Genomic DNA, 23824 nt, shown 5'->3' with positions numbered 1-23824 from the left:
AAAAAAAGCCAGACAAGGTCTGACTTTGGTAGATACAGAAAAGAAAATCACCTGTCTTCCCTACTTATCTGGTAATAAATAAGGTCCGCAATATAACTTTTTCTCTCTACATCATTGGTAATGGTTTTTAGATAGGACATTCCCGCTTTTTCCATCACACGACCTGAAGCTGGGTTGAGACTGGCATATCGTGCTCTGACTTTTTGAAAGCCTGCTTGAGTAAAACAGAAGTCTAGCACAGCTTTCAAAGCCTCTGTCATCATACCTCGGCCCCAAAAGTTTTTTCCTAAAACATACCCAATTTCACAACTTAAATCTTCCTCGTGCATTTCAATGATGCTGATATCTCCTATCACATGCTCAGGGTTTTCTTTGAGACAAATGGCCCATTTGTAATAGTTGGGATTGGTATAGGATGCAACCCAATTTCGAATCGAATTCCGAGTCACCTCAACATCAGGATGAGGATCCCAGGTGACATAGGTCAGATTCTTAGCAGACGAAGCCCAATTTTGAAACATGGCTTCCGCATCACTCTCCACAAATCTTCTTAAAATCAAACGTTCTGTCTGTAACATTTGCGTACCGATTGCTTTCATCATGTTACCTCGCTTTCTAAGCTTAAGGCTCAGGGTAAAAAGACTATACTTAGTAACAGCTAGAAAACAAGTTTTTCATCTAGTTACTTGACGCAGTCGCTGTCTGGTTTGAAATGCGCTTTACAAAGCTTTTTCAAACCTAGTCATCGTTGCGGGGGTGAGACAACGAAATCGAACTCTTCGAGTTACCGATTTCTGTCTCACTCCCAAAAGTCATCAAATACGGTGATTGGTAGGTGGCGTTTGTGTTGGCCTTTGTGCCACCAGTTTTCGATGGTTGCTTGGGCTTCTGGACTAACTTGCTTTCCTTCAAGGTAGTCATCAATTTCATTGTAAGTGACTCCCAAGGCTATTTCGTCTGCAATACCTGGTTTGTCTTCTTCCAAATCTGCTGTTGGGATTTTTTCATAAAGGGCTGGATCTGCGCCAAGCTCTTTCAAGAGTTGTTTTCCTTGGCGTTTATTGAGGCGATAAAGAGGAAGAATATCCGCACCACCGTCACCAAACTTGGTAAAAAAGCCTGTGATATTTTCCGCAGCATGGTCTGTTCCAATGACGGCTCCGCTATGGGAACCCGCAAGAGCATATTGGGCAATCATACGACTACGAGCCTTAATATTGCCCTTGTTAAAGTCTGAAACAGAACTTCCTGTCGCTTCGACTGCAGCTGTCATAGCATCAGCTGATTCCTTGATATTTACAACTAGACTGACATCTGGCTGGATGAAAGCAAGAGCTTTTTGAGCATCTGCCTCATCTGCTTGCACGCCATAGGGCAGGCGGACAGCAATAAATTGGTAGCTGTCATCTCCTGTCTCTGCTCGCATTTCTTCCATAGCTAATTGCGCCAAGCGCCCTGCCAAGGTTGAGTCTTGACCCCCAGAAATCCCTAGTACAAAGGTTTTAAGGAAAGGGTGTTTTTTCAAGTATCTCTTTAAGAAATCAATCGAACGACGAATTTCTTCCTGGGCGTCAATCACTGGCTTGACACCCAGTTGCTGGATAATGGTCTCTTGCAAACTCATTCTTCTTCTCCTTCACCAAGGGCTTCTTTGCGCATCTTATCAATCAAGTCCATCTTATCTTGCCAAATATCACGGGCCAAATCTACTGGGTAATGTTGCGGATTGAGCACGCGCTTGTATTCATCCCATAGCTTGTCAAATTCCTTACGGGCATAATCCTGAATCTCAGTCAAACTAGGCAGGTTGTAGACTAATGTTCCTTCTTTGAAAATATCCACCAAGAGAGGAACGGCATCAAAATTACGAACGGTCTTCTTGATATAGGTATAAGTTGGATGGAACATTTTGATTTCTGTCATGCTGGCAACATCCACACCGTCATAGGTGATGTAGTCACCTTCTGACTTGCCTTTTTCACGACTGGTAATGCGCCATACCTGCTTCTTACCTGGGGTCGATACTTTTTCAGCATTGCTTGAAAGCTTGATGGTATTGCGCATCTTACCAGTTTCATCTTCGATAGCTACAATCTTATAAACTGCCCCAAGAGCTGGCTGGTCATAGGCCGTAATCAGCTTGGTACCCACCCCCCAGACATCAATCTTGGCCTTTTGCATCTTGAGGTTGAGGATGGTATTTTCATCAAGGTCATTAGAAGCATAGATCTTTGCCTCTGTGAATCCGGCCTCGTCTAGTTGCTGACGGACTTTCTTGGAAATGTAGGCAATATCCCCAGAGTCGATACGAACGCCTTTAAAATTGATCTTATCACCTAACTCACGCGCCACCTGAATAGCAGCCGGCACACCGATACGCAACGTGTCATAAGTATCTACTAGAAAGACACAGTCACGATGGGTTGACGCATAGGCCTTAAAGGCCTTATAGTCGTTCCCATAGACCTGTACCAAGGCATGAGCATGAGTACCTAAGACAGGAATACCAAAGAGCTTCCCTGCTCGTACATTACTAGTACCATTGGCTCCACCAATCACGGCTGCGCGTGTTCCCCAGATAGCTGCATCCATTTCTTGCGCACGACGTGTCCCGAATTCCATCAAAGGCTCATCTTCAATGACTGAACGAATACGTGCTGCCTTAGTCGCTATCAAGGTTTGAAAGTTAACAATGTTTAAGAGAGCCGTTTCGACCAATTGGCATTGGGCTAGAGGTCCTTCCACCTGCACAATCGGCTCATTAGCAAAAACCAAGTCCCCTTCCTGAGCAGAACGAACCGTTAGTTCTAACTTGAGATTTCGTAGGTAATCCAAGAATTCTCCATGATACCCAAGCGACTCCAAGTAGTCAATATCGCTATCTGAAAAGCGTAAGTCTTCAAGATAATGTACAATTCTTTCCAAGCCAGCAAAAACTGCATAACCGTTCTGAAAAGGTTGCTGACGGAAATAAACTTCAAAGACCGCCTTTTTATTGTGAATTCCTTGGTCAAAGTAAACTTGCATCATGTTAATCTGGTACAAGTCCGTGTGCAATGTCAAACTATCATCTGGATACATCTGTTTTCCTTCTTCCTACTTTACAAAGGTATGAACGTATTCTACCACTTTCACACCATCCGATAAATTAGTACTATTATAACACATTTTACCGAGATTGATAAAAAGCTAACAAGCTATTCTCCATTCTCCAGTTCATCCATATCTTGCTCAAACTTTTTTTGAGCCCATTCGCCATAACTTTTAAGGCCGAGATTGCCGATAAAAACCCAAGGAAGGTAGATTAGATAAGTAATGGCCCAAGCAGACAAATATTTAAGGTTCAAAGGATTGTGCTGGTAAATTTCTATGTTGAATTGATAATTCTGCAACATCAAAAGAGTCGTAATAGCGAGAGTTACCAGCAAACACCCTATAATTGTAAAATGAAAACGACTATAGTAGGTCACTCCAAGTTGTCGTGCACGATTGAAAAAGAAGAAAATTCCTAAAAGAAGGGTAACCAGAAGAATATTAGGATTAAAAAGAGCAGGTGCTAATACAGCCACCAGATAGCTTAGCAGAATGAGCCCGATAAACACATTAAAAGACTCTGTCCCAGCTTTGTTAATCAGTTGTTCTTCTCTTTCGTCTAATAATTGATAATAAAAAAATCTATTTTTCATCTTCTTCCTTCCAAAATAATTGATCTAAAGTTTTGCCTAAGCATCTGCAAATGGACTGGCAAAGGGAGAGGCTAGGATTGTATTTCCCAGCTTCAATCAAGCCTATAGTCTGCCTAGTAACACCCACAGCTTCTGCCAAATCACCCTGTGTCATATCAAGCTCCACACGAGCTAGTTTTAACTTTAAATTTTTAGCCACTTGTTTCCTCCTTCAATATTTTAAAAAGTTGCGCTTCTTTTAAAAACATTATACCATATATCTAACTTAATGCAATATATAAATGTCATTTTGTAAGATTTTGTTAACGAAAAACTCTCTATCATCTTACATGATAAAGAGTATTCGTTCTTTTTTGATACTTAGCTAAGTTCCTCTCCAAAAGAAAGAAGTCTAGGTCACAAATCCTTTTGGTAATAAAATCTTTGCCCTGTATAGGGGTAGTCTTGCAAGGTAAAGACTTCCTTGTAGCCATGCCTTTTATAAAAATCTGGTGCTTGAAACTGGTAAGTATTGACAAAAGCAAAACGACAGTTTCGATTCTTGGCTTCATTTTCAGCTCGCTGCAATAGTTTTGAACCAATTCCTTGTCCCCTCAATTCCTCTCTCACAAACAAATATTCGATTTCCAACCAATTTCCGAAAGTCTCTGCTACTAAGCCTGCCATGAGATTGCCCTTTTCGTCTTCGACATAAAGGTTCAGTGGCTCGCTTTCAGCCTCTTCTCTTTTAGAACGATTATAAGCACGAATCAAATCTCCTATTTCTTGCGCTTTATTCGACTCCTTATTTTCCAATCTAACGTGCATCCAAACCTCCTAATAAACTACTACAGCTTGATTATAGTCTTATTTCGATGGACTGTCAAACTAGAAAAACTCACCAAACAGAGTTGATGAGTTCATGATTTATTTTCTAAATTTCCACTGACTATAAATCCCAAAAACAAGGATCCAGATAGCAGAACCAACTGCCCCCATGAAAGTAGACTCTTGCAAAAAGAGAGTCACAAAAACAAAGACAAAAAAGAGAATGGTTAGGGGATTAAGCAAGCGATACTGAGGCATAAGGTAGCCATCAGCCATGAAGTCTTGTGACTTGCGGTATTTGAGATGGGCCACCATAATCAAGATATAAATCGCGATGTAAACACCTGATGAGGATGCGGTGATCAAAGCAAAGGCATCTGAAACACCTGGTAGCACGTTGATAAAGGCAGCGAGAGCAATCAAGATCGCTGAGGCGATGATGGCATTTTGTGGAACATTGTGGCGAGAAAGGGTATCGACCTTAATGGCCTTTAAGAAACGATTGGGCGAATCATGGGCAATCTGATATAAGTGTCTCCCTGTTGAGTAGAGAGTTGAGTTAAGAGCAGACGCTGCTGAGGTCAATACAACAAAGTTGATTAGAGCCGCTGCCCACTTGATCCCCGCCAGTTCAAAGACCGTTACAAATGGAGAATCTGAAGAATTAAGATAAGACCAAGGAATAATGGCCATAATCGCAATGAGAGCTCCCCCATAGAAGAAGATAATTCTGAGAGGAATCTCCTTAACAGCTTTAGGCAAGACCTGACGAGGGTTCTTTGTTTCAGAAGTTGTCACCCCGATAAACTCAATCATCAGATAGGCAAAAAATACCATTTGAAAGGCCATGACAAAGTTCATAACTCCGTTTGGAAAAAGAGAGAACTGGTCGCTGATATTTGCCAAACTTGCAACACCGTGTGGTGTCTTAAAGCCTGTCAAAACCATAAAGACTCCTGTTGCAATCATGGCTAAAATCGCCACAATCTTGACCATAGCAAACCAAAACTCGACTTCGCCAAAGAGCTTAACTGCAATTAGATTGACCAAAGCCAAAATCGTTAAAAAGACAAGCTGAATCATCCAGCTAGGCCAGGTGGGAAACCAGAAGCGAACATAATCTGAGATGGCAGTGATTTCTGCCATACCGATAAAGACAACTGACAACCAATAAGACCAAACTGAGAAATATCCCCAACCTTTCCCCAAATGACGGGTGATAAAGTTGATAAAGGTATGTTGTTCTGGATCCTGATACAGCATCTCCCCAACAGCCCTCATCATCAAAAACATAAAGGCTCCTGTGATCATATAAATCAGGATGATAGAAGGTCCTGTAAGGCTGATAGAGCGTCCAGCACCTAGGAAAAGTCCGGTTCCGATTGTTCCCGCAATAGCCATCACCTGCACATGGCGATTGGTTAAACCACGCTCCATTTTATTTTTCTTCTTATTTTCACTCATATAGTCTCCTTTTTATCCAAAAACCAAAAAGGAGTTGAGCAAGGCAAAACCTTCACTACTCCTTTTTCATCCTATTTAGGCTGTTTTTTCAACCTTTAAGATTTTGACATCATAGCTACCAACTGGTGTTTCAATCGTTGCAGTATCACCAGTCTTCTTGCCAATCAAAGCACGGCCAATCGGACTTTCATTTGATACTTTACCAGCAAAAGCATCTGCACCAGCAGAACCGACGATGATGTAGACCTCTTCTTCGTCTTCACCGACTTCTTGAATTGTTACTGTCTTACCGATTGCTACCTCATCTTGGGCAACTGCATCGCTATTAACAATTTCAGCATAGCGAATTTTTGTTTCTAGACTTGAAATTTGACCTTCAACAAAAGCTTGTTCATCTTTCGCTGCTTCATACTCACTATTTTCTGAAAGGTCTCCATAGGAACGAGCAATCTTGATACGCTCTACGACTTCAGGACGTCGAACGAGTTTCAACTCCTCTAATTCTTTTTCTAGTTTTTCCTTTTCTTCAAGGGTCATTGGGTAAGTTTTTTCTGCCATTTTTTTAACTTTCTTTTCTATTTACTTTTTTAAAACAAAATTATGTGGAAAACCACATAATTTTAGTTTGAACTACTTGCTTGAGGTAACTTGCTATTGATATGCTCTGCAACGTTTTGATCATGTTCTTCTTTTGTTGTTGCAAAGTATACTTTACCATCTTCTACATTGGCCACAAAGTACAAGTACTCACTCTTTGTCTGGTTTACACTTGCTTCAATCGCATCCGAACTTGGGCTATCAACCGGTCCAGGCATGAGGCCAAGGTGCGTGTAAACATTGTATGGTGAATCAATTGTTGTATCAATTCCAGCGTCATCTGCTAAACTAATCTTTTGACCAAGTTTTCCTTGAGCATATAGGATAGCGATGTTACTTTGAAGTGGCATACCGGCATTCAAGCGGTTATAGAAGACACCTGCGATTTTCTTGCGGTCTTCGGTCTTAGCTCCTTCTTTTTCGACAAGAGAAGCAATGCTGAGCAATTCATTAACTGTCAGATTCTTTTCTTTGATCGTAGCGTAATATGGTGACATAGCCTTATCCATAGCAGCCACCATCTCATCAATCAAACTTTCAACAGTTGTACTGTCTTTGATCGTATAGGTCGCTGGGAAAAGGTAGCCTTCAAGACGATAACGAACGCCACTGTCTTTTGTTGGAAGACTTCCAAGTAGGTTTGGATACTTGGCTACTAATTGTGAGATAAAGGTCTCATCTTGAGCTTTTGCCAAGAAAGCATCCGCAGTAAGAGGTTCTTTAAATTCACCTTGAAGTTGTCCTACTGTTTGAGCGATTTGCTCTAATGTATAGCCTTCTGGAATTGTCAAGTTTGCAAGAACAGGTGCCTGAGCTTCAGGAGTCCCACCTTTTTCCAATTCTTGAATCAACTCATCCGTACTCATACTCTTCTTCAAGTTGTAATAACCTGACTTCAAGTTGGCATGACTATAGTATTTAGCATAAAGGCTAAAGATAAGTCCATGTTTAACCAAACCAGATTTTTCCAAGGTGCTTCCAATTTCTTGAACGTTTGCTCCGTCTGGGATTTGAACCGTTACGTAATCCTTAGAGCTCGCATCAACAGGTTTCAAAGAATCTTGAACGTAACCATAACCAAAGTAACCACCAACTGCAACGAGTACTAGGAGAACTAGAACTGTTACTAGGCAACCTTTAGCTTTTGATTTTTTCTTTTTCTTAGTTGATGTTGCACCTTGACGACGACTACGACGTGGAGCATCAGCTAATCCACTGCTAGATTCTGTAGAAACAGGCTCTACTCTTTCAGGCATTCCTGGGGTGATTTCCTCTTTCTTATCTTCTGTTTTATAGGTTACGGCTACCTTAGTCGGAGTATCGTTAAATTCTTTTTCTTCAGGTTTAAGCTCAACTGGTTCTACCTTAGGTTGAACGGGTTCCACTACAGGTTCTTCAGCCAGATGAATCGGCTCTACTAGAGGTTCTTCAGATTCTACAACTTCAATTTTATCAATGATTGGCTGTCTAATCTCTTTCTCTTCTTGGTCATCCGTTTCATCAGTTCTAGCACTTGAAAGTGGAGGAACACTTGGTGCATTCTTTAGAATTTTATCGACAACAGACAGGGAATCAGCCATCAACTCTTCTGTTGATGTTTCTGGTTCAAGATCTGAAGGAGTTGCTGAACTAGCTGGAGATGATGAAGCCGTCAGATTTGGAATCTCTACTTCTTTCTCTCTTCTATCTTGTTCTTTTACTCTTTCTAAATCACGTAGAATCTGCTCTTTAAAGCTTAATTTTTCTTCTTCTCTTGATTTTTCAGTCAAAAGCATTACCTCCTTGTTGACAATCCCTAATATTATATCTTAAAAGTTGCAGAAAAGCAACCAACTAGGGCATTCCCTAGCTAGTTTTCTTTATTTTCAGGCTGCCAGACCATATCATACCATGTTTCCCCAGCAAAGCTTGACTGAGATATTCCTTCATTAACAAAGCCATGTTTTTCATAATAGGCGATAAGGTAGTCATGACATGTCAAGTTAATGCCCTCTCGTTCATGTTCTAAAGCGACTTCTTTCAGAGCCTTTAATAGTCTTTTCCCCACTCCCAAAGCTTGTGCTTCCTTGGCAATAGATAGGCAAGTCACAGAAATATAACCTCCAGGTTGATGGCTATAGTCTTTTATTTCTTCTGTAAAGGACTGATCTTGGAGATGGCGGTGCGGGACGACTGGACCTTCGATATAACCAAGAATATGCCCCCCTTTTTCAGCTACCAGAAAACTGGTCTGAATCTCCTGCAAATGCGCTTCAAAGACCGAACGAGGAATGGCTTCTTCAAGGGAAAAATTCTCTAGCTCTATCTCTATAATCCGATCTAAATCCGAAAATCTTGCTTGTCTGATTTTCATTTTTCCTCCTGATAAAAGGGATTTGCCCAAATCAGATACCATTCAGAACCACTGCCATAATGACTTTCTGTAATTTCTTCTTCAACAAAGCCATTCATTTCAAAATATGATAGTAGTTCATCAGGACTCTGCAAAAGAATACCTTGGTGATTTAGTTCGACTGTCACCTGTTTCAAGGCTGCAAGAAGAAGAGTTCCCAGTCCCTGTCCCCAATGGTCAGGATGAATAGTCAATGATTTTATTTCTATCCATTTGGGATGAATAGACTGAGCTTCTCCTAAAATATAGCCCACGAGCTGATTTTCATCCCCAGCTACAAGAAAGGTACCCGCAGTCTTGCGGATACTCTCTTCTAAGGATTGGCGGCTAAATACCTCTTCTAACGAAGGATTGGCTTCTTCAATCGCCAACATTTCTTCTAAATCTGATAGGGTAGCTTGCCTTATTGTGATTGGAATTTCCATCTGTTTTCCTTATTGGACGTTGCTTGTCAAGTTAGACAAGAGACGTTCAAATGAATATTCATAGGTTTGGATGTCTCCTGCACCCATAAAGACGTAAACAGCATTGTCATGATCTAGGAGCGGAGAAACATTTTCAACAGTGATAACCTGGTGTTTCTTGTTGATTTTATTGGCTAAGTCTTCTACTTTGACATCACCATGGTCCACCTCACGAGCTGATCCATAGATTTGCGCTAAATAGACGGCGTCTGCTTGATTCAATGCATGGGCAAATTCGTCCAACAAGGCAATGGTTCTTGTAAAGGTATGCGGTTGGAAGACTGCCACGATTTCCTTGCTTGGATATTTCTGACGAGCAGCATCCAAGGTTGCAATGATTTCTGTTGGATGGTGGGCAAAGTCATCAATAATCACTGTATCATTGACGATTTTTTCAGTGAAACGACGCTTAACACCTGCAAAAGTTTTCAAGTGTTCACGGACCAAGTTCAAATCAAATCCAGCTGTGTAAAGAAGACCAATAACAGCTGTCGCATTCATAATATTGTGACGACCAAAGGTTGGAATGTGGAATTGACCCAACTCTTGTCCACGGAAGTGAACGGTGAATGTTGAACCAGTCGTAGAACGAAGGAGATCACTAGCTACAAAGTCATTGTCCTCAGCTTCAAACCCATAGTAATAGATTGGCGCATTGGCTGTAATCTTACGCAACTCAGCATCTTCACCGTATACAAACAAACCTTTGGTAATTTGTTTGGCATAGTCGTTAAAGGCATTGAAAACGTCCTCTAGACTTGTAAAGTAGTCTGGATGGTCAAAGTCAATGTTGGTGATGATAGAGTATTCTGGGTAGTAAGGCATGAAATGACGCTCATATTCGTCTGATTCAAAGACAAAATATTTGGCATTGGCTGAACCGCGACCTGTCCCGTCTCCAATCAAAAAGCTGGTGTCTGTGATGTGAGACAAGACGTGTGACAGCATACCTGTTGTTGAAGTTTTTCCATGTGCTCCTGCCACTCCCATGCTGACAAAGTCGCGCATAAAGCTACCTAGGAATTCATGGTAACGTTTGTAGCTGATACCATTTTTGTCGGCATAGGCGATTTCAACATTGTTATCTGGACGGAAGGCATTTCCCGCGATAATCTCCACATCACCTTGTAGGTTCTTTTCATCAAAAGGAAGAATGGCAATCCCTGCCTGCTCTAGTCCACGTTGAGTAAAGTAGTATTTTTCAACGTCTGAACCTTGAACCTTGTGTCCCATTTGGTGCAACATCAAGGCTAGGGCACTCATCCCTGATCCCTTGATTCCAATAAAATGATATGTTTTTGACATGCTTTTCTCCCCTACTCAGTAATTCTTGTCAGATTCAACTCTTGGGCAACCTGACGTTCCTGTTCTGTTTGCTTATTCTTTTTATTATAGATTTGACTCTTCTTTAAAAAATCATAGTTGTTCTTTTTAGCTTTTTCCGTTTGGGTTTTCGGAGTTGGATTCGCCACTTGGCCAACCTCCTCAGCTAAGATATAGTGAGACTGACTCAAGTTTTTACTAAATTTGGCAAACTCACCTGGATTTTCCTTTTGAAATGGTGCTGTTGGTTGGTTTCCTTGACGAACAAGTGTTGAACCATTGTGTCGTCTAGTATGACTAACATCCTGAGTCAAATACTTGGCTGAACGTTTCTTCTTCAAATCCGCACGCGCCTCTTCTCGAGCCAATTCAGCATACGTTTTTTCAACCTTTTTAGGTTCTGGGCTCGGTTTTGACTCCTTATTAACCACTGGAGAAACTACGGTTTCTTCCTCATTGATAGGAGACCATTCCAAATAGTTTTTATCGCGGTAATCACCTTTGATATTGCTAATAAAGTCTGACTCATCGTACAAGTCCATGACTGGCATTTTGGTCAGCATGATCTCATCATCTGACACCAATGGAAATCGATCTTGTTTCATTTTGTATTTCCTTTCAACACTTCATTATAGCGTATTGTCTTGATTTTTCAAATGCTGGCTTCAGAAATTCCCAAAATTTCACGAATTTCTGCCAGACTGAGACTCGCACGCGACTCCGTACCATCTAAAACTTGGGAAACCAAATGTTTCTTTTGTTCTTGAAGTTCTTGGATTTTTTCTTCAATGGTCCCCTTGGTAATCAAACGATAGACCTCGACCATCTGCTCCTGCCCCATGCGGTGGGCTCTTCCGATGGCCTGTGCTTCGACAGCGGGATTCCACCAAAGGTCAACCAAAATAACTGTATCAGCTCCCGTTAGATTAAGACCAACACCACCCGCCTTCAGAGAGATGAGAAAGGCATCTCTTTCCCCTTGGTTAAAGGCCTTAGTCATCTCCTGTCTGTCTTGAGCAGGAGTTGAGCCTGTGATTTTGAATGAAGTCAAGCCCAAGTCTGGAAGTTCTTGCTCGATTTTTTCCAACATTCCTTTGAATTGGGAGAAAATCAAGACCCGATGGCCACCATCTGCCACTTGTAGCAATAAATCTCGGAGACTATCCAATTTACCACTAGCTCCTTGGTAATCGTCCATGAAGAGAGCTGGCGTATCGCAGATTTGACGCAAACGCATGAGTCCAGATAAGATTTCTACCCGACTTCTTTGGAATTCTTGATCTGTCACTTGGGCTAGTCGGTCTCGCATTTGTTGCAACTGGGCGAGATAGATGGCCTTCTGCTGATCTTCCAGTTCATTTTTATAGACGACTTCGATCAGATCAGGCAGTTCTGTAAGGACTTCTTCTTTCTTACGCCTCATAACGAAAGGCTTGATAAACTGCGCGACTCGCTCAGCCGGTAATTTCATAAACTCCTTTTTACTTGGTAAGAGCCCCGGTAGCACAATTTGAAAGATAGACCACAACTCTCCTAAATGATTTTCGATGGGGGTACCTGACAAAGCAAAAACTGCTGGCACCACAAACTGGCGCAAACTCTGAGCAATCTTGGTCTGGGCATTTTTCATGACCTGAGCTTCATCTAAGAAGAGAAAATCAAAAGCCATCTCTTGATAAAGCTCGCTGTCTTGACGAAAGGTTGCATAGCTAGTCACATAGATTTGGTGATTTTCAGAAAGAATCGCTTCTCGATTCGCTTTCAAACCATGAACGACAGCCAAATCCAACTGTGGGGCAAATTTCCTGAATTCATCTGCCCAGTTGTAGATTAAACCTGACGGCGCTAAAATCAAGACCCGACTATCTTCTGTCGCCTGACTGGTCAAAAAAGCGATGGTTTGCAGTGTTTTTCCCAGTCCCATATCATCTGCTAGGATGCCACCAAAACCATAGTGATGAAGCATCTGGAGCCAACGGACTCCCTTTTCCTGGTAGTCTCTCAAACTCGCCTGCACCCGTATATCTCCCAAAGGAAAGTCCTCTGGATGGGTCAAATCATGAGCTAAATGCTGAAATTCCTCTGAGAAGGAGATCCTATCTCGACCTTCAAACAACTGAGACAAACTGTAAGCTAGGGATTTCCGAGCCTGAAAAGAACCATCTTTTAGCTCAACCCCCAGTTCCTGCAAATTTTGACGAATCTGCTTGGTTTCCTCATCAAAAAAGTACACTTGGTCAGAAGAACTGATATAGAAATCCTGATTGCTGGTCAGGGCTTTAAGAGCTTGATCAATCTCTTCTTGGGCAATCCCTTGGAAATCAAACTGAATCTCCAACAGTCCTCCCTTGGACTCAATCTGAACCTGAGGAGCTTGGACGCTGTAGAGCTGATTCATCTCATCAGACAAGAAAACCTGACCCAATTTCTCAAAAGCTGGAATCGTATGGTGAAAGAAAGAATAAACTGCCTCTGGCTTCAAAGCCTGTCTCCAAGACTGAAAATCAGCCTCAAAACCAGCCCCTAAACAGACTTGAAATAGCTGGTTTTCCAAGACGGCATCGCTTGAAAATGGTAATTGTTCCAGCTGTTGGCGACTAGTCACCTTAACATCTCCATAGTCAAACTGGATATCCAAACGGATGCGGCCGTCATCCTCCCTATCAAAGTAAAAGATTGGTGAAAAGGGTCTGATTTGCAAGCGCTCAGGAGCAGAAACTGTGCCCAGCTGTCCAAACAAAGGAAGACAGGCGGCCAGACGGTCACGATCACTGTTGTCAAACTGGAGGCATTTTCTCCCTCTTTCCTCCTGAGGGAGCTCTTTGATTTCCTTTAGGAGGCTGATTTGTTTAGGGTTTAAGAGATAAAGATTCCCCTTACGAAATAGAACTGCCCCTCCATAGAATACGTTGACTCGCTCACTTTCAGAAATCTCCATCTCAAAATAATCGGGATACTCCTTCACGGAAAAAGAGAAAAGGTTTGCTTCTGGATCTAAATCGTGAAAGAGAAGATTTTCATAACTAGTAATCTGGTGCTCAAAATGAAAATCCTCCAAGTTCATCAGCAACTCTACCCCCTGCTCAAAAAAGGTCAGAGGGAAAAAGAGGTGACGACCTTGATTGGGGAAAAAGAGGTCTTGACTCAGTCCCTCCTCAATTAAGCCACATAAAAAAGTAAGAACTTCTTGACTAGCTGTATCAAAGGCATCCCAAGACAAGTCATTTTCATGGTGTTTCCCAATCATATATGGCTTTCGATGGACTAAGACCTTCAAAAAGAGAGGGATGTCACGAATGACATAATATTTTTGACTATCAACTAAACCGATTCGGAGAGTCCAAAGGAGGCGATTGGTTCCAGCTTCTACCTGGCCTTGAGACGACAAAGTGTAGATTTTCTCTCTCTTCTGAGGTTGGATCCGCTCCAAAAAACTACCGCCAAAACTAACCTTGGTTTCGACCTCTTCTTGCTCTTCATGTCCTTTTTCTAAGGCTTGTAAAATCACCTGGCCTTCTTCATCATTCTTCAGATAATGCTCGAGCGCTGCGAGGTGAACACAGTAACTTCTTTTTTGGAAAAAATCGCAAGCACAAAAAACCAGATCATCCTCTAAACTGTAGCGCAAGTCTTCTCCCGCCACACGAGTATAGAGGCGATTCCCTTTTTCCTTGATTATCTCAATGTTGCCTGTTTCATAGAGTATAACACCCTCCATGCGCAACTTCCCTGGAATCAATTTAGCCATAGTTACCCCTTTATCTTATCTTTTCATTATACCACATTTTCCCCTACGAAAATAGCCTTCTAGGAAGACTTTTCTCCTAGAAGGCTGGATTTTTAAAGTGTAGCAAAAGTGGTCACGATGCGTTGGCAAACCTCTTCCAGTACTGACTTCGGCATAGCCACATTGAGGCGGGCATGAAGAGTTCCCTCCTCTCCAAAGTCCAAACCTCGATTCAAGATAACCTTGGCTTCATTCTTCAAAAGCTCTTGCAAGCGGTCATCCGTTAGGTCATAGGCTGAAAAATCAAGCCAGATCAAGTAGGTACCTTGCGGTTTCATGACCTTAATCTTGGTTTCGTTGCCCAAAAAATCCACTACATAGTTAATGTGGTCCTCGATGACTTCTTTTAAGTCTCCTAACCAGTCCTTACCATAACGGTAGGCAGCTTCTGTCGCCAAATACCCCAAGCCTGAGATTTCATGTTGGTTATTGGCCAACTGGCGTTTTTGGAAAGCCACACGAAGCTTTGGATTTTCAATAACTGCATAGGAATTCTTGGTCCCAGCAATATTAAATGTTTTAGTGGCACTACTCAAGATAAGGGCAAAGTCTTTAAAAGCTGGATCAATGGTATTAAATGACTGGTGTTTGTGACCAAAGAGGGCCAAATCTTGGTGAATCTCATCTGAAACCAACAAAACACCATGTTTTTGGCAGAGATGACCAATCTTTTCTAACACTTCCTTTTCCCAAACACGTCCACCAGGATTATGAGGGTTGCAGAGTAGATAGAGTTTGACAGCATTCTCCACCAAGTCTTTCTCCAATTGCTCAAAGTCAATCTCAAACAGCCCATCCTTTTCCACCAAAGAATTGGTAATCAATCGACGATTGTTCAGTTTGACACTGCGGGCAAAAGGTGGATAGACCGGTGTGTTAATCAGAACAGCCTCTCCTTCTTTTGTAAAGGCTTGAATGGCTGTTGAAATAGCTGGTACCACTCCCTCTATAAAGACGAGGGCATCCTTGTCAAAGCGATAGCCGTGTTGACTGGCTTCCCAGTCCTGAACCGACTGAATCAAATCATCACTAGCATAAGTATAGCCATAGACCAACTGATCTGCGTAGGCTTGTACAGCTTGTCGAACCTCAGGCAAAACCACAAAGTCCATATCTGCTATCCAGGCTGGTAGAATTTCTCGATTAGCTTCCGCTTCTTTCCATTTATAAGTATGGTGTCCAAAACGATTGGGCAGGCTTGTAAAATCATATTTTCCCATATCTATCTTATCCTTCCAAAGCTTGGCGCAAGTCCGCAATCAAATCTCTAGCATCTTCAATCCCAATTGACAAGCGCAAGAGGTCATCTGTTAAGCCATAGGAATGGCGCACTTCTGCTGGAATATCCGCATGGGTTTGAGTTGTCGGATAGGTGATCAGACTCTCTACCCCACCCAAACTTTCCGCAAATGAAAAGACCTTGAGGCTATTTAAAATATGAGGAATACGTTTTTCATCCACTACTTTAAAGGAAATCATACCCCCGCGTCCAGTATAGAGCACTTCCTTGACAGCAGGTGAATCCTTCAAAAAAGCAACCACTTCTTGGGCGTTGGCTGTAGAACGTTCCATACGAAGAGGTAGAGTTTTAAGACCACGAATCAACTGATAACTATCAAATGGTGACAAGACCGCACCTGTCGTATTGAGATTATAGAAAAGTTGTTCATATAGTTCTAAACTATTAGTCACAACCACCCCAGCCAAAACATCATTGTGCCCTGCTAAATACTTGGTGGCAGAATGAAGAACGATATCCGCACCATCTTCAATCGGACGTTGGTAAATCGGACTGTAGAAGGTATTGTCCACCACTACCTTGGCACCCTTGGCATGAGCTAGTTTGGCTAGTTTTGCAATATCAAATTCCAACATCAAGGGATTGGTTGGTGTTTCAATATAGAGAACATTCACATCTTTCTCCAACTCAGCAATCAACTCTTCTTCTGTATTGGCATAGGTAAAATGGAAACGGCCTTCCTGCTCCACTTGGTTGAACCAACGGAAAGAACCCCCATACAGATCACGAACAGCCAAGACTTTACTTCCTACTGGAAAAACACTAAAAGCCAGTACAATCGCAGCCATTCCTGAGCTTGTCGCTAGGGCATAATCTGCTGATTCGATTGCCGCCAAGACTTCCTCCGCCTTACTGCGAGTTGGATTTTTAGTACGGGTATAGTCAAATCCCGTAGACTGACCGAACTCTGGATGCTGATAAGTGGTTGAAAAATGAAGCGGTGTTACCAAGGCACCTGTAGCCTCATCTGACTTGATCCCAGCCTGGGCCAAAATTGTGTTGATGTGTAGTTCTTTGCTCATACAATACCTCCAAATCTATAGTAACTATTGTACCACTTATTTTCACTAACTTATTTTCTTGTTTTCAAGAGCTAGTTATAGTTTCAAACTATATAAAAACGATAGTTCCTTGAGAAACTATCGTTTTTCCTGTTGAATAGACTGGTTATTTAACGTGTTTTGCCAGTTCTTCTTGGGCTTTTTTATTTGATTCTTCTTTTTCTTTCAGCCATTTTTCTTTAGCTTTTTCATACTCATCAGCCGTTACAGTCTTATCTTGCAACTTGAGGTACTTGTATGATTCGACACCCTTATTTCCAGCTTGTGAGAATGGCGATGAGAATGGAACTGTCTTTCTCAAGGTCGGTGTTCCACCCTGAGAAACGTTTGGAATAGCAAGGGCGCTATCAACGAGCCAAGCTTGAACTTCAGCATATTTTTCATAACGTTTTGCTGGTTCTTGCTCCTTATTCGCTTCTTCTAGCATTTGAGTGTAAGTATCCAGACCAACTGCCTTAGCCTTGTCATTGACCTCACCTGGTTCTAGACCAATGTTTTGCAACATACCACCGTTATTGACATTTAGGATATCTAGATAACTTGATGGATCCAAGTAGTCAGCACTCCAACCGCCATTATAGATATCAAAGTCTTTTTGAGCTGCGGTTTGAGCGAGGTAGCCAGAATTATCGTAGTCATCTGTTGATAATTGTTGGATATCGATCACCACATTCTCAGCTCCTAGAACAGATTCGATGGATTGTTTCAAAGAGCTCGCTTCAAGTACACCTTTTTTAGCTGATTGGTCAACTGTTACATCCAAGTGGATTGGGAATTGCACACCCTTAGCTTCCAATTCTTTCTTAGCTTCTGCAAATTTAGCTTTAGCTTTATCAGGATTGTAGTATGGATCTTGTGCATCTGCAAAATTGATTCCTTGCCATTCTTGGCCATAGTTGACCATCTTTTCTGAAACAACATCGCCAAAGTCTTTTCCGTTGATGCTTACAAATGTAGGAGGTACCACTAGATTACGAATAATCTTCGTTGCTCCGTCCTCCCCTTGAGATTGTGCTCCATAGGCTGTACGGTTGTATGCATAGTTGAAGGCTTGACGGAAGTTTTTATTCAGAACTGCTTCTTGGGTAGATTTCTTTTCGACATCTGAGGACTTAGAAGTGAAGTTATAAGATTTTCTGTCCAAGTTGAAGTTCAAGTAATAAGAAGTTGCGTTTTGCATACTATAGATGATGTTATCCTTGTTCTTCTCTTTAATGCCTTCAAAGCTTGAGCTATTTGGGTAGAGAAGTGCGTAGCTGTATACTCCTTCTACGAAGTTACGAGCTAGGGCATCCTGGTCACTACCGTCATAGTAAGTCAATTTCACATCATCCACAAAGACATTTTTAGCATCCCAGTAATTTGGATTTTTCTTGTATTCGATAACAGATTTTGAAACAAAAGATTTCATTAAGAAAGGTCCACTGTACAAAATGCTAGAAGGATCTACCTTACCAAAATCATCCCCTTTTGATTTTAAGAAATCTGCATTGACAGGAAAGAGAATGGTTGAAGTTGTTTTAGAATTCCAATAAGGTTCTGGACGTGTCAAAGTGTACTGAACTGTTTGGTCGTCAATCGCCTTAACACCGACAGTTGAAAAGTCAGTCGTTTTCCCGTTGATATAGTCATCCAAACCTGCTACAGAGTCTTGGACCAGGTACAAGGCTTCGGATTTTTTATCAGCAGCGTATTTCAAACCTGTCACAAAGTCTTGGGCCGTTACAGGGGCGTATTCTTCACCCTCATAAGTATACCATTTTGCATCCTTACGCAATTTGTAAGTATAGGTCAAACCGTCCTGAGAAACAGTCCAATCCTCTGCCAATGATGGAACATAGTTACCGTATTGGTCGTTTTCCATCAACCCATCCACCAAATTGGTCACGATGTCAGTGGTTGTCGCACGGTTTTCTGCAAGATAGTTCAAACTGGATGGATCGCTCGAATAAACATAGTTATATGTTTTAGTAGCGCTACTTGAATTTCCACATGCGCTCAGTAGAATACCAGCGCTTAACACGACACTTGCAAGTGTCAGATACTTGGCCTTAGACTTTTTCATTTCCAGAACCTCCTGTTTAAAAGTTTTGTCTTATTATACAGCTTTGGTTTTATTTAGTCAAGTGATTTCTGAAGAAAAACTTAAAAAAGCATATTTTTCGCTCTTATTTTTAGAAAAAGTTCTCTTTTTTAAGGAAAATGTAGTATAAAAACCTTTCTGTTAAAGAAAGGTTAAATTCATTACTTTTATTTATAAATCTTCTTACGATATTTTCAATCGTGTACGTAGTCGGTCTGCTTGAGCTTTGCCGATTATCTTGTCCAAGAGTCGTGTCCGTAGGCTCATCAAACCATAAAGACCTCCTCCAAGACCTCCAATGAGAGCCACATAAAGGAAACTCCAGAATCGTCCACTTGGCTGGAAGACAAAACCGAGTAGCCACTGCAAGAAGCCAACTAGGATAAACATGACAAGGGTCAAGATGGTAATCAAAATGGTTCGCTTCAAGATTATCTTTCGACGAGCACCCGTTACCTGGCAGATATCTCGGTACATCAAGACATTCGGAATAATCAAGCCGATAGTCGTTGAAATCAAAGGACCGTAGCTGTGGAAAATAGCAATGGTTGGCAATTGCAAGACAATCTTAGCAATGGAACCATAGATAAAGTAAAGAACTGCCTTGCGGTTTCGGAACATGGCCTGAAGCATAGGAGACAAGACCATATACAATCCTAGGATAGTAGACTGCAAAACTGCAAAGACAAATAAGCCCATGGCCAGACTATCTGGCTTACCGTAAAAGACTGTATAAAGAGGCTCCCCTACCATGACCACTCCAACCGTTGCAGGTAGTAGAAATAAGAAGAGCATGGTTAGGCTATCTTGGACTAGGCGAGCCGCTGCCGGCAAGTCACCTTTTACATAGTTTTCCGTCAACAGCGGCAAACCGACACTCCCAATCGAAACTCCTACAGAGATTAAAATCATGGTAATTTTATTAGGATTGGCAGAGAAATAAGAAAACATGACAACCAAATCTTCATTGCTGTAATTGGTAAACCACTTCATACTATTAATAAAGGTCATCTGGTCTAAAATCTGGAAGAGCTGGATGGCTGATCCTGTCAGGATAAAGGGAATGGCTTCCTTGATGGTATCGACTAAAAGTCGCTTACTATTGATTTTATCCCGTGTTTCAAAGACTCTTTTAAGCAAACCTTCTTGGGCAAGGAAGTAGATCAAAACTGCAAAACTTGCCACCATCCCCACAAAGGCCGCAAAGGTCGATTGGGTAACGGCTGATAAGTAGTCACCAGAACCCATCTTCATAATGAAGAAGGTTGCCATCAACATCCAGATAACACGGATCACCTGCTCGGCGATTTGACTCATAGCATAGGGTTTGAGGTTATTCATCCCTTGGAAGAAGCCTCGAATGACACTCATAGATGGGAAAATCAAGACCGCCCAAGCCAAGCTCTGCATGATGGGAATCAGGTCTTTCCCCACACCTGATAAATCTGCTAACCAGGGAGAAAAGAGATACAAGACCAAAGCAAAGACCAAGCCCAAGCCCGTCATAAAGCTTAGGAAACTCCGAATTAAGGCAAAGCTATGCTCTTCTTCTCGCATGGTATTGTACTTAGCCACTTGTTTGGCGACCGCAACTGGGATACCCGCTGTCGAAATAAGCAAGAACCAGGCGTAAATATTGTAGCCCATGGTAAAGAGTCCGTTTGCCTTAGCAGCATAAGTCCCCATCCAGATATACCAGGGAATAATGTAGATAGCCCCAAGGAGGCGACTAATAAAGTTACTAGCTGTTAGCCAGGCAGTCCCTCGCAACATCTGGGCTTGCTGGTGATTGTTTTCGTTAGACATAGCTTCCTCATTCAATTTTGATAACTAGGAAAAGTTCCTTATCTTCCATTATAAACTTTTCCTTGTTACTTGTAAAATTCGGGCTTGAAGTTTATAATAGAAAGTATGATTAAGATTGAAACCGTATTAGATATTTTAAAGAAAGATGGCCTTTTTCGCGAGATTATTGACCAAGGACATTACCACTACAACTACAGTGAAGTTGTTTTTGATAGCATCAGTTATGACAGCCGAAAAGTAAAAGAAGGGACTCTTTTTTTTGCAAAAGGTGCTGCCTTTAAAAAAGAATATCTCCTTTCTGCTATAAGTCAAGGATTAACTTGGTATGTCGCAGAAAAGGACTACGAGGTCGGTATCCCCGTCATCGTTGTGAACGATATCAAAAAAGCCATGAGTTTAATTGCTATGGAATTCTATGGCAATCCACAAGAGAAACTCAAAATTCTCGCTTTCACAGGGACAAAAGGAAAGACAACAGCAGCGTACTTTGCTTACCACATCCTATCTCAACGCTACCCAACAGCTCTCTTGTCAACTATGAACACAACTCTGGATGGCGAGACCTTCTTTAAATCTTCCTTCTCAACACCCGAAAATATCGATCTCTTCGACATGATGGCTCAGGCTGTTAAGAATGGTCGAACCCATCTTGTAATGGAAGTCTCTAGCCAAGCCTATCTTGTTCATCGAGTCTATGGTCTGACCTTTGATGTAGGTGTCTTTCTTAACATCACTCCTGACCATATCGGTCCGATTGAGCATCCTAGCTTTGAAGACTACTTCTATCACAAACGTCTCTTGATGAAAAATAGCCGAGCAGTTGTCATTAATAGCGACATGGACCACTTTTCTGTATTGAAAGAACAAGTGGAAGATCAAGAGCATGACTTCTATGGTAGCCAGTCAAGTAACCAAATCGAGAACTCCAAAGCCTTTAGCTTTTCAGCTACAGGTAAACTCGCTGGTGATTATGATATCCAACTCATCGGCCACTTTAACCAAGAAAATGCCGTTGCTGCAGGACTTGCCTGTCTTCGTCTAGGTGCCAGTCTGGAGGACATCAAAAAAGGGATCGCTGCAACCCGCGTTCCTGGACGTATGGAAGTTCTCACTCAGAAAAATGGAGCCAAGGTCTTCATCGACTATGCCCACAATGGTGATAGTCTGAAAAAACTGATTTCTGTTGTAGAAACTCATCAAACTGGAAAGATTTCTCTGGTTCTCGGTTCGACTGGAAACAAGGGTGAAAGTCGTCGCAAAGACTTTGGCCTCCTCCTCAATCAGCATCCTGAGATTCAAGTCTTTCTAACTGCGGATGACCCCAACTATGAAGATCCAATGGCCATTGCAGAGGAAATCAGCAGCTATATCAGTCATCCTGTTGAAAAGATTGCCGATCGTGAACAAGCCATCAAGGCGGCCATGGCCATCACAGATCAAGAACTCGATGCTGTGATTATTGCAGGCAAGGGAGCTGATTGTTACCAAATCGTCCAAGGAAAGAAAGAAGACTATCCTGGAGACGCAGCTATCGCAGAACGTTATCTATAAAAAAAATCAAGGGAATGTTTCCCTTGATTTTTTTAGTCTTCTTTCTTAAATGAATTTTTAAGACCTTCAACGGCACCTTCTACAGCACCTTTAGCATCTTCAACAACTTCTTTTGCTTTGGCAACTGTTTTTTCTACAGCACCTTCTGCTTCTGTCTTGCTATCACCAGTAACTTTACCAAATCCTTCTTTGATAGCACCAGTTGCTTGATCCAATTTATTTTCAAGTGACATAGTTCTGTCTCCTTTGCTTTTAATACGATAAACGTTATCGCTTACATTTAGTTTATGCTTATTCTTTAGTAAAGTCAAACAATCTGCTCAAAATGAAGCAATTAAGGTAAATAGAAAGTCAACCGTTCCTTGTCGAAATCAACAGCCAACTCATACTTCCCTTCTTCGTTTTGCACAACATAGCCCAAGACGACTAGACTCTCAACGAAGATATCACGACGTTTCTGTATCAGTTGGTCTTTTTTGAGGAATTTTAACAAAAAAGTCGTCATATACTTGAGGGCATACTCAGGATTGATATCTCCCAAAATGGCATAGAGTTCCTGCTGTTTTTCTGTCAAAGGATATTGGTGCTTGACCTTGTAGAAATAGTTGGATAAGGTCATCTTTTCTCTTGCAAAGTCAGACTTTTCAACTAAGATAGCTGCATTGGTTTGATTGCACAATTCTGTCTCAAAAGTCTTCTCCAGCAAAGCTTGATAGACTGGACTATCCTCTCTGACAAAAATCTCTTGGTCAAGGACCAGACTGTCTATTGATTCTAGAAAAGGGAGATTAAGGGAATAACGTTTGTTTTCCCTTCGGATCAAACCTGCCTTTATATACTCTTCCATGAGTTTATCAACTGCCGCACCTGGAAACTGAGCTTTGATTTCTCGTAGAATCACATCGTCATGCTGGTCCAGATAGTCCACCAAATCTATAAAAAATGGCTGTCGAGTCAAACGAGATGGATTAAAAATCTGAATCATGAAGATTCCTTTCTTTACATTCTAATAGAGGGGATGTTGCTAGTTGACTAGGATTGGTCCCTGGTTGATTCAGGGGCACAGGAAGTTCGAGTTTCCTGTAATAGTCCCTCCAAAAATCACTAATCTCCTGCTCCCCATCCCCAAATTTCATGGGAATAGTTTCAAAAATCGGTAGGATTTCAGCGATGTACTGGGAGCAGTAAAAGCCATTCCCATCTGGATAAAACGAGCTATTATAAGGAGCACCGAGATGCTGGCAAGCCTTCTCCTTTACCAAGTCAACTTCCAGCTCTGGATAGACATAAAGATCGTAGAGATGAGTCGGTTCAAAAAATTCAGCAGGTTCTTGACAAATGACCCCTGCTTGCCCACTAGCATGGTAGATGAAACCGTCCAAAAAGATGGCTACATGACTATAGTTCCCAGTAGAAACCTGGATGGCCTGCCCCATATCTGAAAGGTACTTCACAAAAATCAAATCACCATTTTCTAACATCTTTCTCTCCTAGAAAAAAAGG

The 23824-nt window shown here is 41.7% G+C and carries 22 protein-coding genes; 1 reads left to right on the top strand and 21 read right to left on the bottom strand.

Annotation, left to right across the window (positions count from 1 at the left end):
- Positions 1-47 precede the first annotated feature (47 nt).
- The 18 genes from NMM25_RS00445 to NMM25_RS00360 all read right to left on the bottom strand — a co-directional run bounded on the left by NMM25_RS00445 (position 48) and on the right by NMM25_RS00360 (position 20770).
- Complete coding sequence (locus NMM25_RS00445) at positions 48-599, bottom strand: GNAT family N-acetyltransferase (RefSeq protein WP_213988244.1); 552 nt, start codon at positions 597-599, stop codon at positions 48-50.
- Between the two features lie 200 nt (positions 600-799).
- Positions 800-1624, bottom strand: a complete 825-nt coding sequence (gene nadE, locus NMM25_RS00440) for an ammonia-dependent NAD(+) synthetase (RefSeq protein WP_254735639.1) — start codon at positions 1622-1624, stop codon at positions 800-802.
- Positions 1621-3081, bottom strand: a complete 1461-nt coding sequence (locus tag NMM25_RS00435) for a nicotinate phosphoribosyltransferase (protein WP_254735638.1) — start codon at positions 3079-3081, stop codon at positions 1621-1623. Before NMM25_RS00435 ends, nadE begins: the two co-directional genes overlap by 4 nt.
- Before the next feature lie 116 nt (positions 3082-3197).
- Positions 3198-3686 (bottom strand): DUF6773 family protein, encoded by a 489-nt coding sequence (locus NMM25_RS00430; protein ID WP_254735637.1) that lies wholly within the window; start codon positions 3684-3686, stop codon positions 3198-3200.
- A complete protein-coding gene (locus NMM25_RS00425; RefSeq protein WP_254735636.1) occupies positions 3676-3885 on the bottom strand; it encodes a helix-turn-helix transcriptional regulator in 210 nt (69 codons plus the stop codon). Before NMM25_RS00425 ends, NMM25_RS00430 begins: the two co-directional genes overlap by 11 nt.
- Before the next feature lie 197 nt (positions 3886-4082).
- Complete coding sequence (locus tag NMM25_RS00420; RefSeq protein ID WP_254735635.1) at positions 4083-4493, bottom strand: GNAT family N-acetyltransferase; 411 nt, start codon at positions 4491-4493, stop codon at positions 4083-4085.
- Between the two features lie 99 nt (positions 4494-4592).
- Positions 4593-5957: an amino acid permease gene (locus NMM25_RS00415; RefSeq protein ID WP_162284726.1), complete on the bottom strand. Its 1365-nt coding sequence runs from the start codon at positions 5955-5957 to the stop codon at positions 4593-4595.
- A gap of 75 nt (positions 5958-6032) precedes the next feature.
- Positions 6033-6515 (bottom strand): transcription elongation factor GreA, encoded by a 483-nt coding sequence (greA, locus tag NMM25_RS00410; protein WP_000818765.1) that lies wholly within the window; start codon positions 6513-6515, stop codon positions 6033-6035.
- A gap of 62 nt (positions 6516-6577) precedes the next feature.
- The gene (gene mltG / locus NMM25_RS00405; protein ID WP_000927558.1) at positions 6578-8329 is read right to left on the bottom strand and encodes an endolytic transglycosylase MltG; all 1752 of its coding nucleotides are present in this window, start codon (positions 8327-8329) and stop codon (positions 6578-6580) included.
- Between the two features lie 74 nt (positions 8330-8403).
- Positions 8404-8907, bottom strand: a complete 504-nt coding sequence (locus tag NMM25_RS00400; RefSeq protein WP_000702419.1) for a GNAT family N-acetyltransferase — start codon at positions 8905-8907, stop codon at positions 8404-8406.
- Positions 8904-9371, bottom strand: a complete 468-nt coding sequence (locus tag NMM25_RS00395) for a GNAT family N-acetyltransferase (RefSeq protein ID WP_254735634.1) — start codon at positions 9369-9371, stop codon at positions 8904-8906. The genes NMM25_RS00400 and NMM25_RS00395 overlap by 4 nt, the downstream gene beginning before the upstream one ends.
- 9 nt (positions 9372-9380) lie before the next feature.
- The gene (gene murC, locus NMM25_RS00390; protein WP_254735633.1) at positions 9381-10715 is read right to left on the bottom strand and encodes a UDP-N-acetylmuramate--L-alanine ligase; all 1335 of its coding nucleotides are present in this window, start codon (positions 10713-10715) and stop codon (positions 9381-9383) included.
- A gap of 11 nt (positions 10716-10726) precedes the next feature.
- Positions 10727-11338, bottom strand: coding sequence for a hypothetical protein (locus NMM25_RS00385; protein ID WP_061427763.1), 612 nt, complete (start codon positions 11336-11338; stop codon positions 10727-10729).
- A gap of 47 nt (positions 11339-11385) precedes the next feature.
- Positions 11386-14481 carry a DEAD/DEAH box helicase gene (locus NMM25_RS00380; RefSeq protein WP_254735632.1) on the bottom strand — a complete coding sequence of 1032 codons (3096 nt, stop codon included), beginning with the start codon at positions 14479-14481 and terminating at the stop codon, positions 11386-11388.
- Positions 14482-14573: 92 nt separating this feature from the next.
- Positions 14574-15740, bottom strand: coding sequence for a MalY/PatB family protein (locus NMM25_RS00375; RefSeq protein WP_254735631.1), 1167 nt, complete (start codon positions 15738-15740; stop codon positions 14574-14576).
- A 7-nt stretch (positions 15741-15747) separates the two neighbouring features.
- The gene (locus NMM25_RS00370) at positions 15748-16842 is read right to left on the bottom strand and encodes a cystathionine gamma-synthase (protein WP_125441794.1); all 1095 of its coding nucleotides are present in this window, start codon (positions 16840-16842) and stop codon (positions 15748-15750) included.
- Positions 16843-16987: 145 nt separating this feature from the next.
- On the bottom strand, positions 16988-18946 hold the full coding sequence (locus NMM25_RS00365; RefSeq protein WP_254735630.1) for a peptide ABC transporter substrate-binding protein: 1959 nt from the start codon (positions 18944-18946) through the stop codon (positions 16988-16990).
- Between the two features lie 201 nt (positions 18947-19147).
- Positions 19148-20770: a polysaccharide biosynthesis protein gene (locus NMM25_RS00360; protein ID WP_000064204.1), complete on the bottom strand. Its 1623-nt coding sequence runs from the start codon at positions 20768-20770 to the stop codon at positions 19148-19150.
- A gap of 105 nt (positions 20771-20875) precedes the next feature.
- Here NMM25_RS00360 and NMM25_RS00355 point away from each other — a divergent pair, with 105 nt between their 5' ends.
- The gene (locus tag NMM25_RS00355) at positions 20876-22321 is read left to right on the top strand and encodes a UDP-N-acetylmuramoyl-L-alanyl-D-glutamate--L-lysine ligase (RefSeq protein WP_254735629.1); all 1446 of its coding nucleotides are present in this window, start codon (positions 20876-20878) and stop codon (positions 22319-22321) included.
- Between the two features lie 32 nt (positions 22322-22353).
- On the opposite strand, the gene NMM25_RS00350 is transcribed toward NMM25_RS00355, so the two are convergent.
- From NMM25_RS00350 to NMM25_RS00340, 3 genes are all read right to left on the bottom strand, one after another.
- Positions 22354-22554: a CsbD family protein gene (locus NMM25_RS00350; protein WP_000051178.1), complete on the bottom strand. Its 201-nt coding sequence runs from the start codon at positions 22552-22554 to the stop codon at positions 22354-22356.
- A 101-nt stretch (positions 22555-22655) separates the two neighbouring features.
- Positions 22656-23306 (bottom strand): DUF1803 domain-containing protein, encoded by a 651-nt coding sequence (locus NMM25_RS00345; protein ID WP_254735628.1) that lies wholly within the window; start codon positions 23304-23306, stop codon positions 22656-22658.
- Positions 23290-23802, bottom strand: coding sequence for a YiiX/YebB-like N1pC/P60 family cysteine hydrolase (locus tag NMM25_RS00340; RefSeq protein WP_254735627.1), 513 nt, complete (start codon positions 23800-23802; stop codon positions 23290-23292). The genes NMM25_RS00345 and NMM25_RS00340 overlap by 17 nt, the downstream gene beginning before the upstream one ends.
- Positions 23803-23824: the final 22 nt, after the last annotated feature.

It is taken from the genome of Streptococcus sp. CF10-1, assembly GCF_024295825.1.
GTDB lineage: Bacteria > Bacillota > Bacilli > Lactobacillales > Streptococcaceae > Streptococcus.
The sequence above is the reverse complement of the archived record's forward strand: the minus strand, read 5'-3'. Positions and strand labels throughout refer to the sequence as shown.

Excerpts from the sequence above, each read along its gene's own strand:
- NMM25_RS00445 (WP_213988244.1), bottom strand. The coding sequence starts at position 599 with ATGAAAGCAATCGGTACGCAAATGTTACAGACAGAACGTTTGATTTTA.
- nadE (WP_254735639.1), bottom strand. The coding sequence starts at position 1,624 with ATGAGTTTGCAAGAGACCATTATCCAGCAACTGGGTGTCAAGCCAGTG.
- NMM25_RS00435 (WP_254735638.1), bottom strand. The coding sequence starts at position 3,081 with ATGTATCCAGATGATAGTTTGACATTGCACACGGACTTGTACCAGATT.
- NMM25_RS00430 (WP_254735637.1), bottom strand. The coding sequence starts at position 3,686 with ATGAAAAATAGATTTTTTTATTATCAATTATTAGACGAAAGAGAAGAA.
- NMM25_RS00420 (WP_254735635.1), bottom strand. The coding sequence starts at position 4,493 with ATGCACGTTAGATTGGAAAATAAGGAGTCGAATAAAGCGCAAGAAATA.
- NMM25_RS00415 (WP_162284726.1), bottom strand. The coding sequence starts at position 5,957 with ATGAGTGAAAATAAGAAGAAAAATAAAATGGAGCGTGGTTTAACCAAT.
- greA (WP_000818765.1), bottom strand. The coding sequence starts at position 6,515 with ATGGCAGAAAAAACTTACCCAATGACCCTTGAAGAAAAGGAAAAACTA.
- mltG (WP_000927558.1), bottom strand. The coding sequence starts at position 8,329 with ATGCTTTTGACTGAAAAATCAAGAGAAGAAGAAAAATTAAGCTTTAAA.
- NMM25_RS00400 (WP_000702419.1), bottom strand. The coding sequence starts at position 8,907 with ATGAAAATCAGACAAGCAAGATTTTCGGATTTAGATCGGATTATAGAG.
- NMM25_RS00395 (WP_254735634.1), bottom strand. The coding sequence starts at position 9,371 with ATGGAAATTCCAATCACAATAAGGCAAGCTACCCTATCAGATTTAGAA.
- murC (WP_254735633.1), bottom strand. The coding sequence starts at position 10,715 with ATGTCAAAAACATATCATTTTATTGGAATCAAGGGATCAGGGATGAGT.
- NMM25_RS00385 (WP_061427763.1), bottom strand. The coding sequence starts at position 11,338 with ATGAAACAAGATCGATTTCCATTGGTGTCAGATGATGAGATCATGCTG.
- NMM25_RS00380 (WP_254735632.1), bottom strand. The coding sequence starts at position 14,481 with ATGGCTAAATTGATTCCAGGGAAGTTGCGCATGGAGGGTGTTATACTC.
- NMM25_RS00375 (WP_254735631.1), bottom strand. The coding sequence starts at position 15,740 with ATGGGAAAATATGATTTTACAAGCCTGCCCAATCGTTTTGGACACCAT.
- NMM25_RS00370 (WP_125441794.1), bottom strand. The coding sequence starts at position 16,842 with ATGAGCAAAGAACTACACATCAACACAATTTTGGCCCAGGCTGGGATC.
- NMM25_RS00365 (WP_254735630.1), bottom strand. The coding sequence starts at position 18,946 with ATGAAAAAGTCTAAGGCCAAGTATCTGACACTTGCAAGTGTCGTGTTA.
- NMM25_RS00360 (WP_000064204.1), bottom strand. The coding sequence starts at position 20,770 with ATGTCTAACGAAAACAATCACCAGCAAGCCCAGATGTTGCGAGGGACT.
- NMM25_RS00355 (WP_254735629.1), top strand. The coding sequence starts at position 20,876 with ATGATTAAGATTGAAACCGTATTAGATATTTTAAAGAAAGATGGCCTT.
- NMM25_RS00350 (WP_000051178.1), bottom strand. The coding sequence starts at position 22,554 with ATGTCACTTGAAAATAAATTGGATCAAGCAACTGGTGCTATCAAAGAA.
- NMM25_RS00345 (WP_254735628.1), bottom strand. The coding sequence starts at position 23,306 with ATGATTCAGATTTTTAATCCATCTCGTTTGACTCGACAGCCATTTTTT.
- NMM25_RS00340 (WP_254735627.1), bottom strand. The coding sequence starts at position 23,802 with ATGTTAGAAAATGGTGATTTGATTTTTGTGAAGTACCTTTCAGATATG.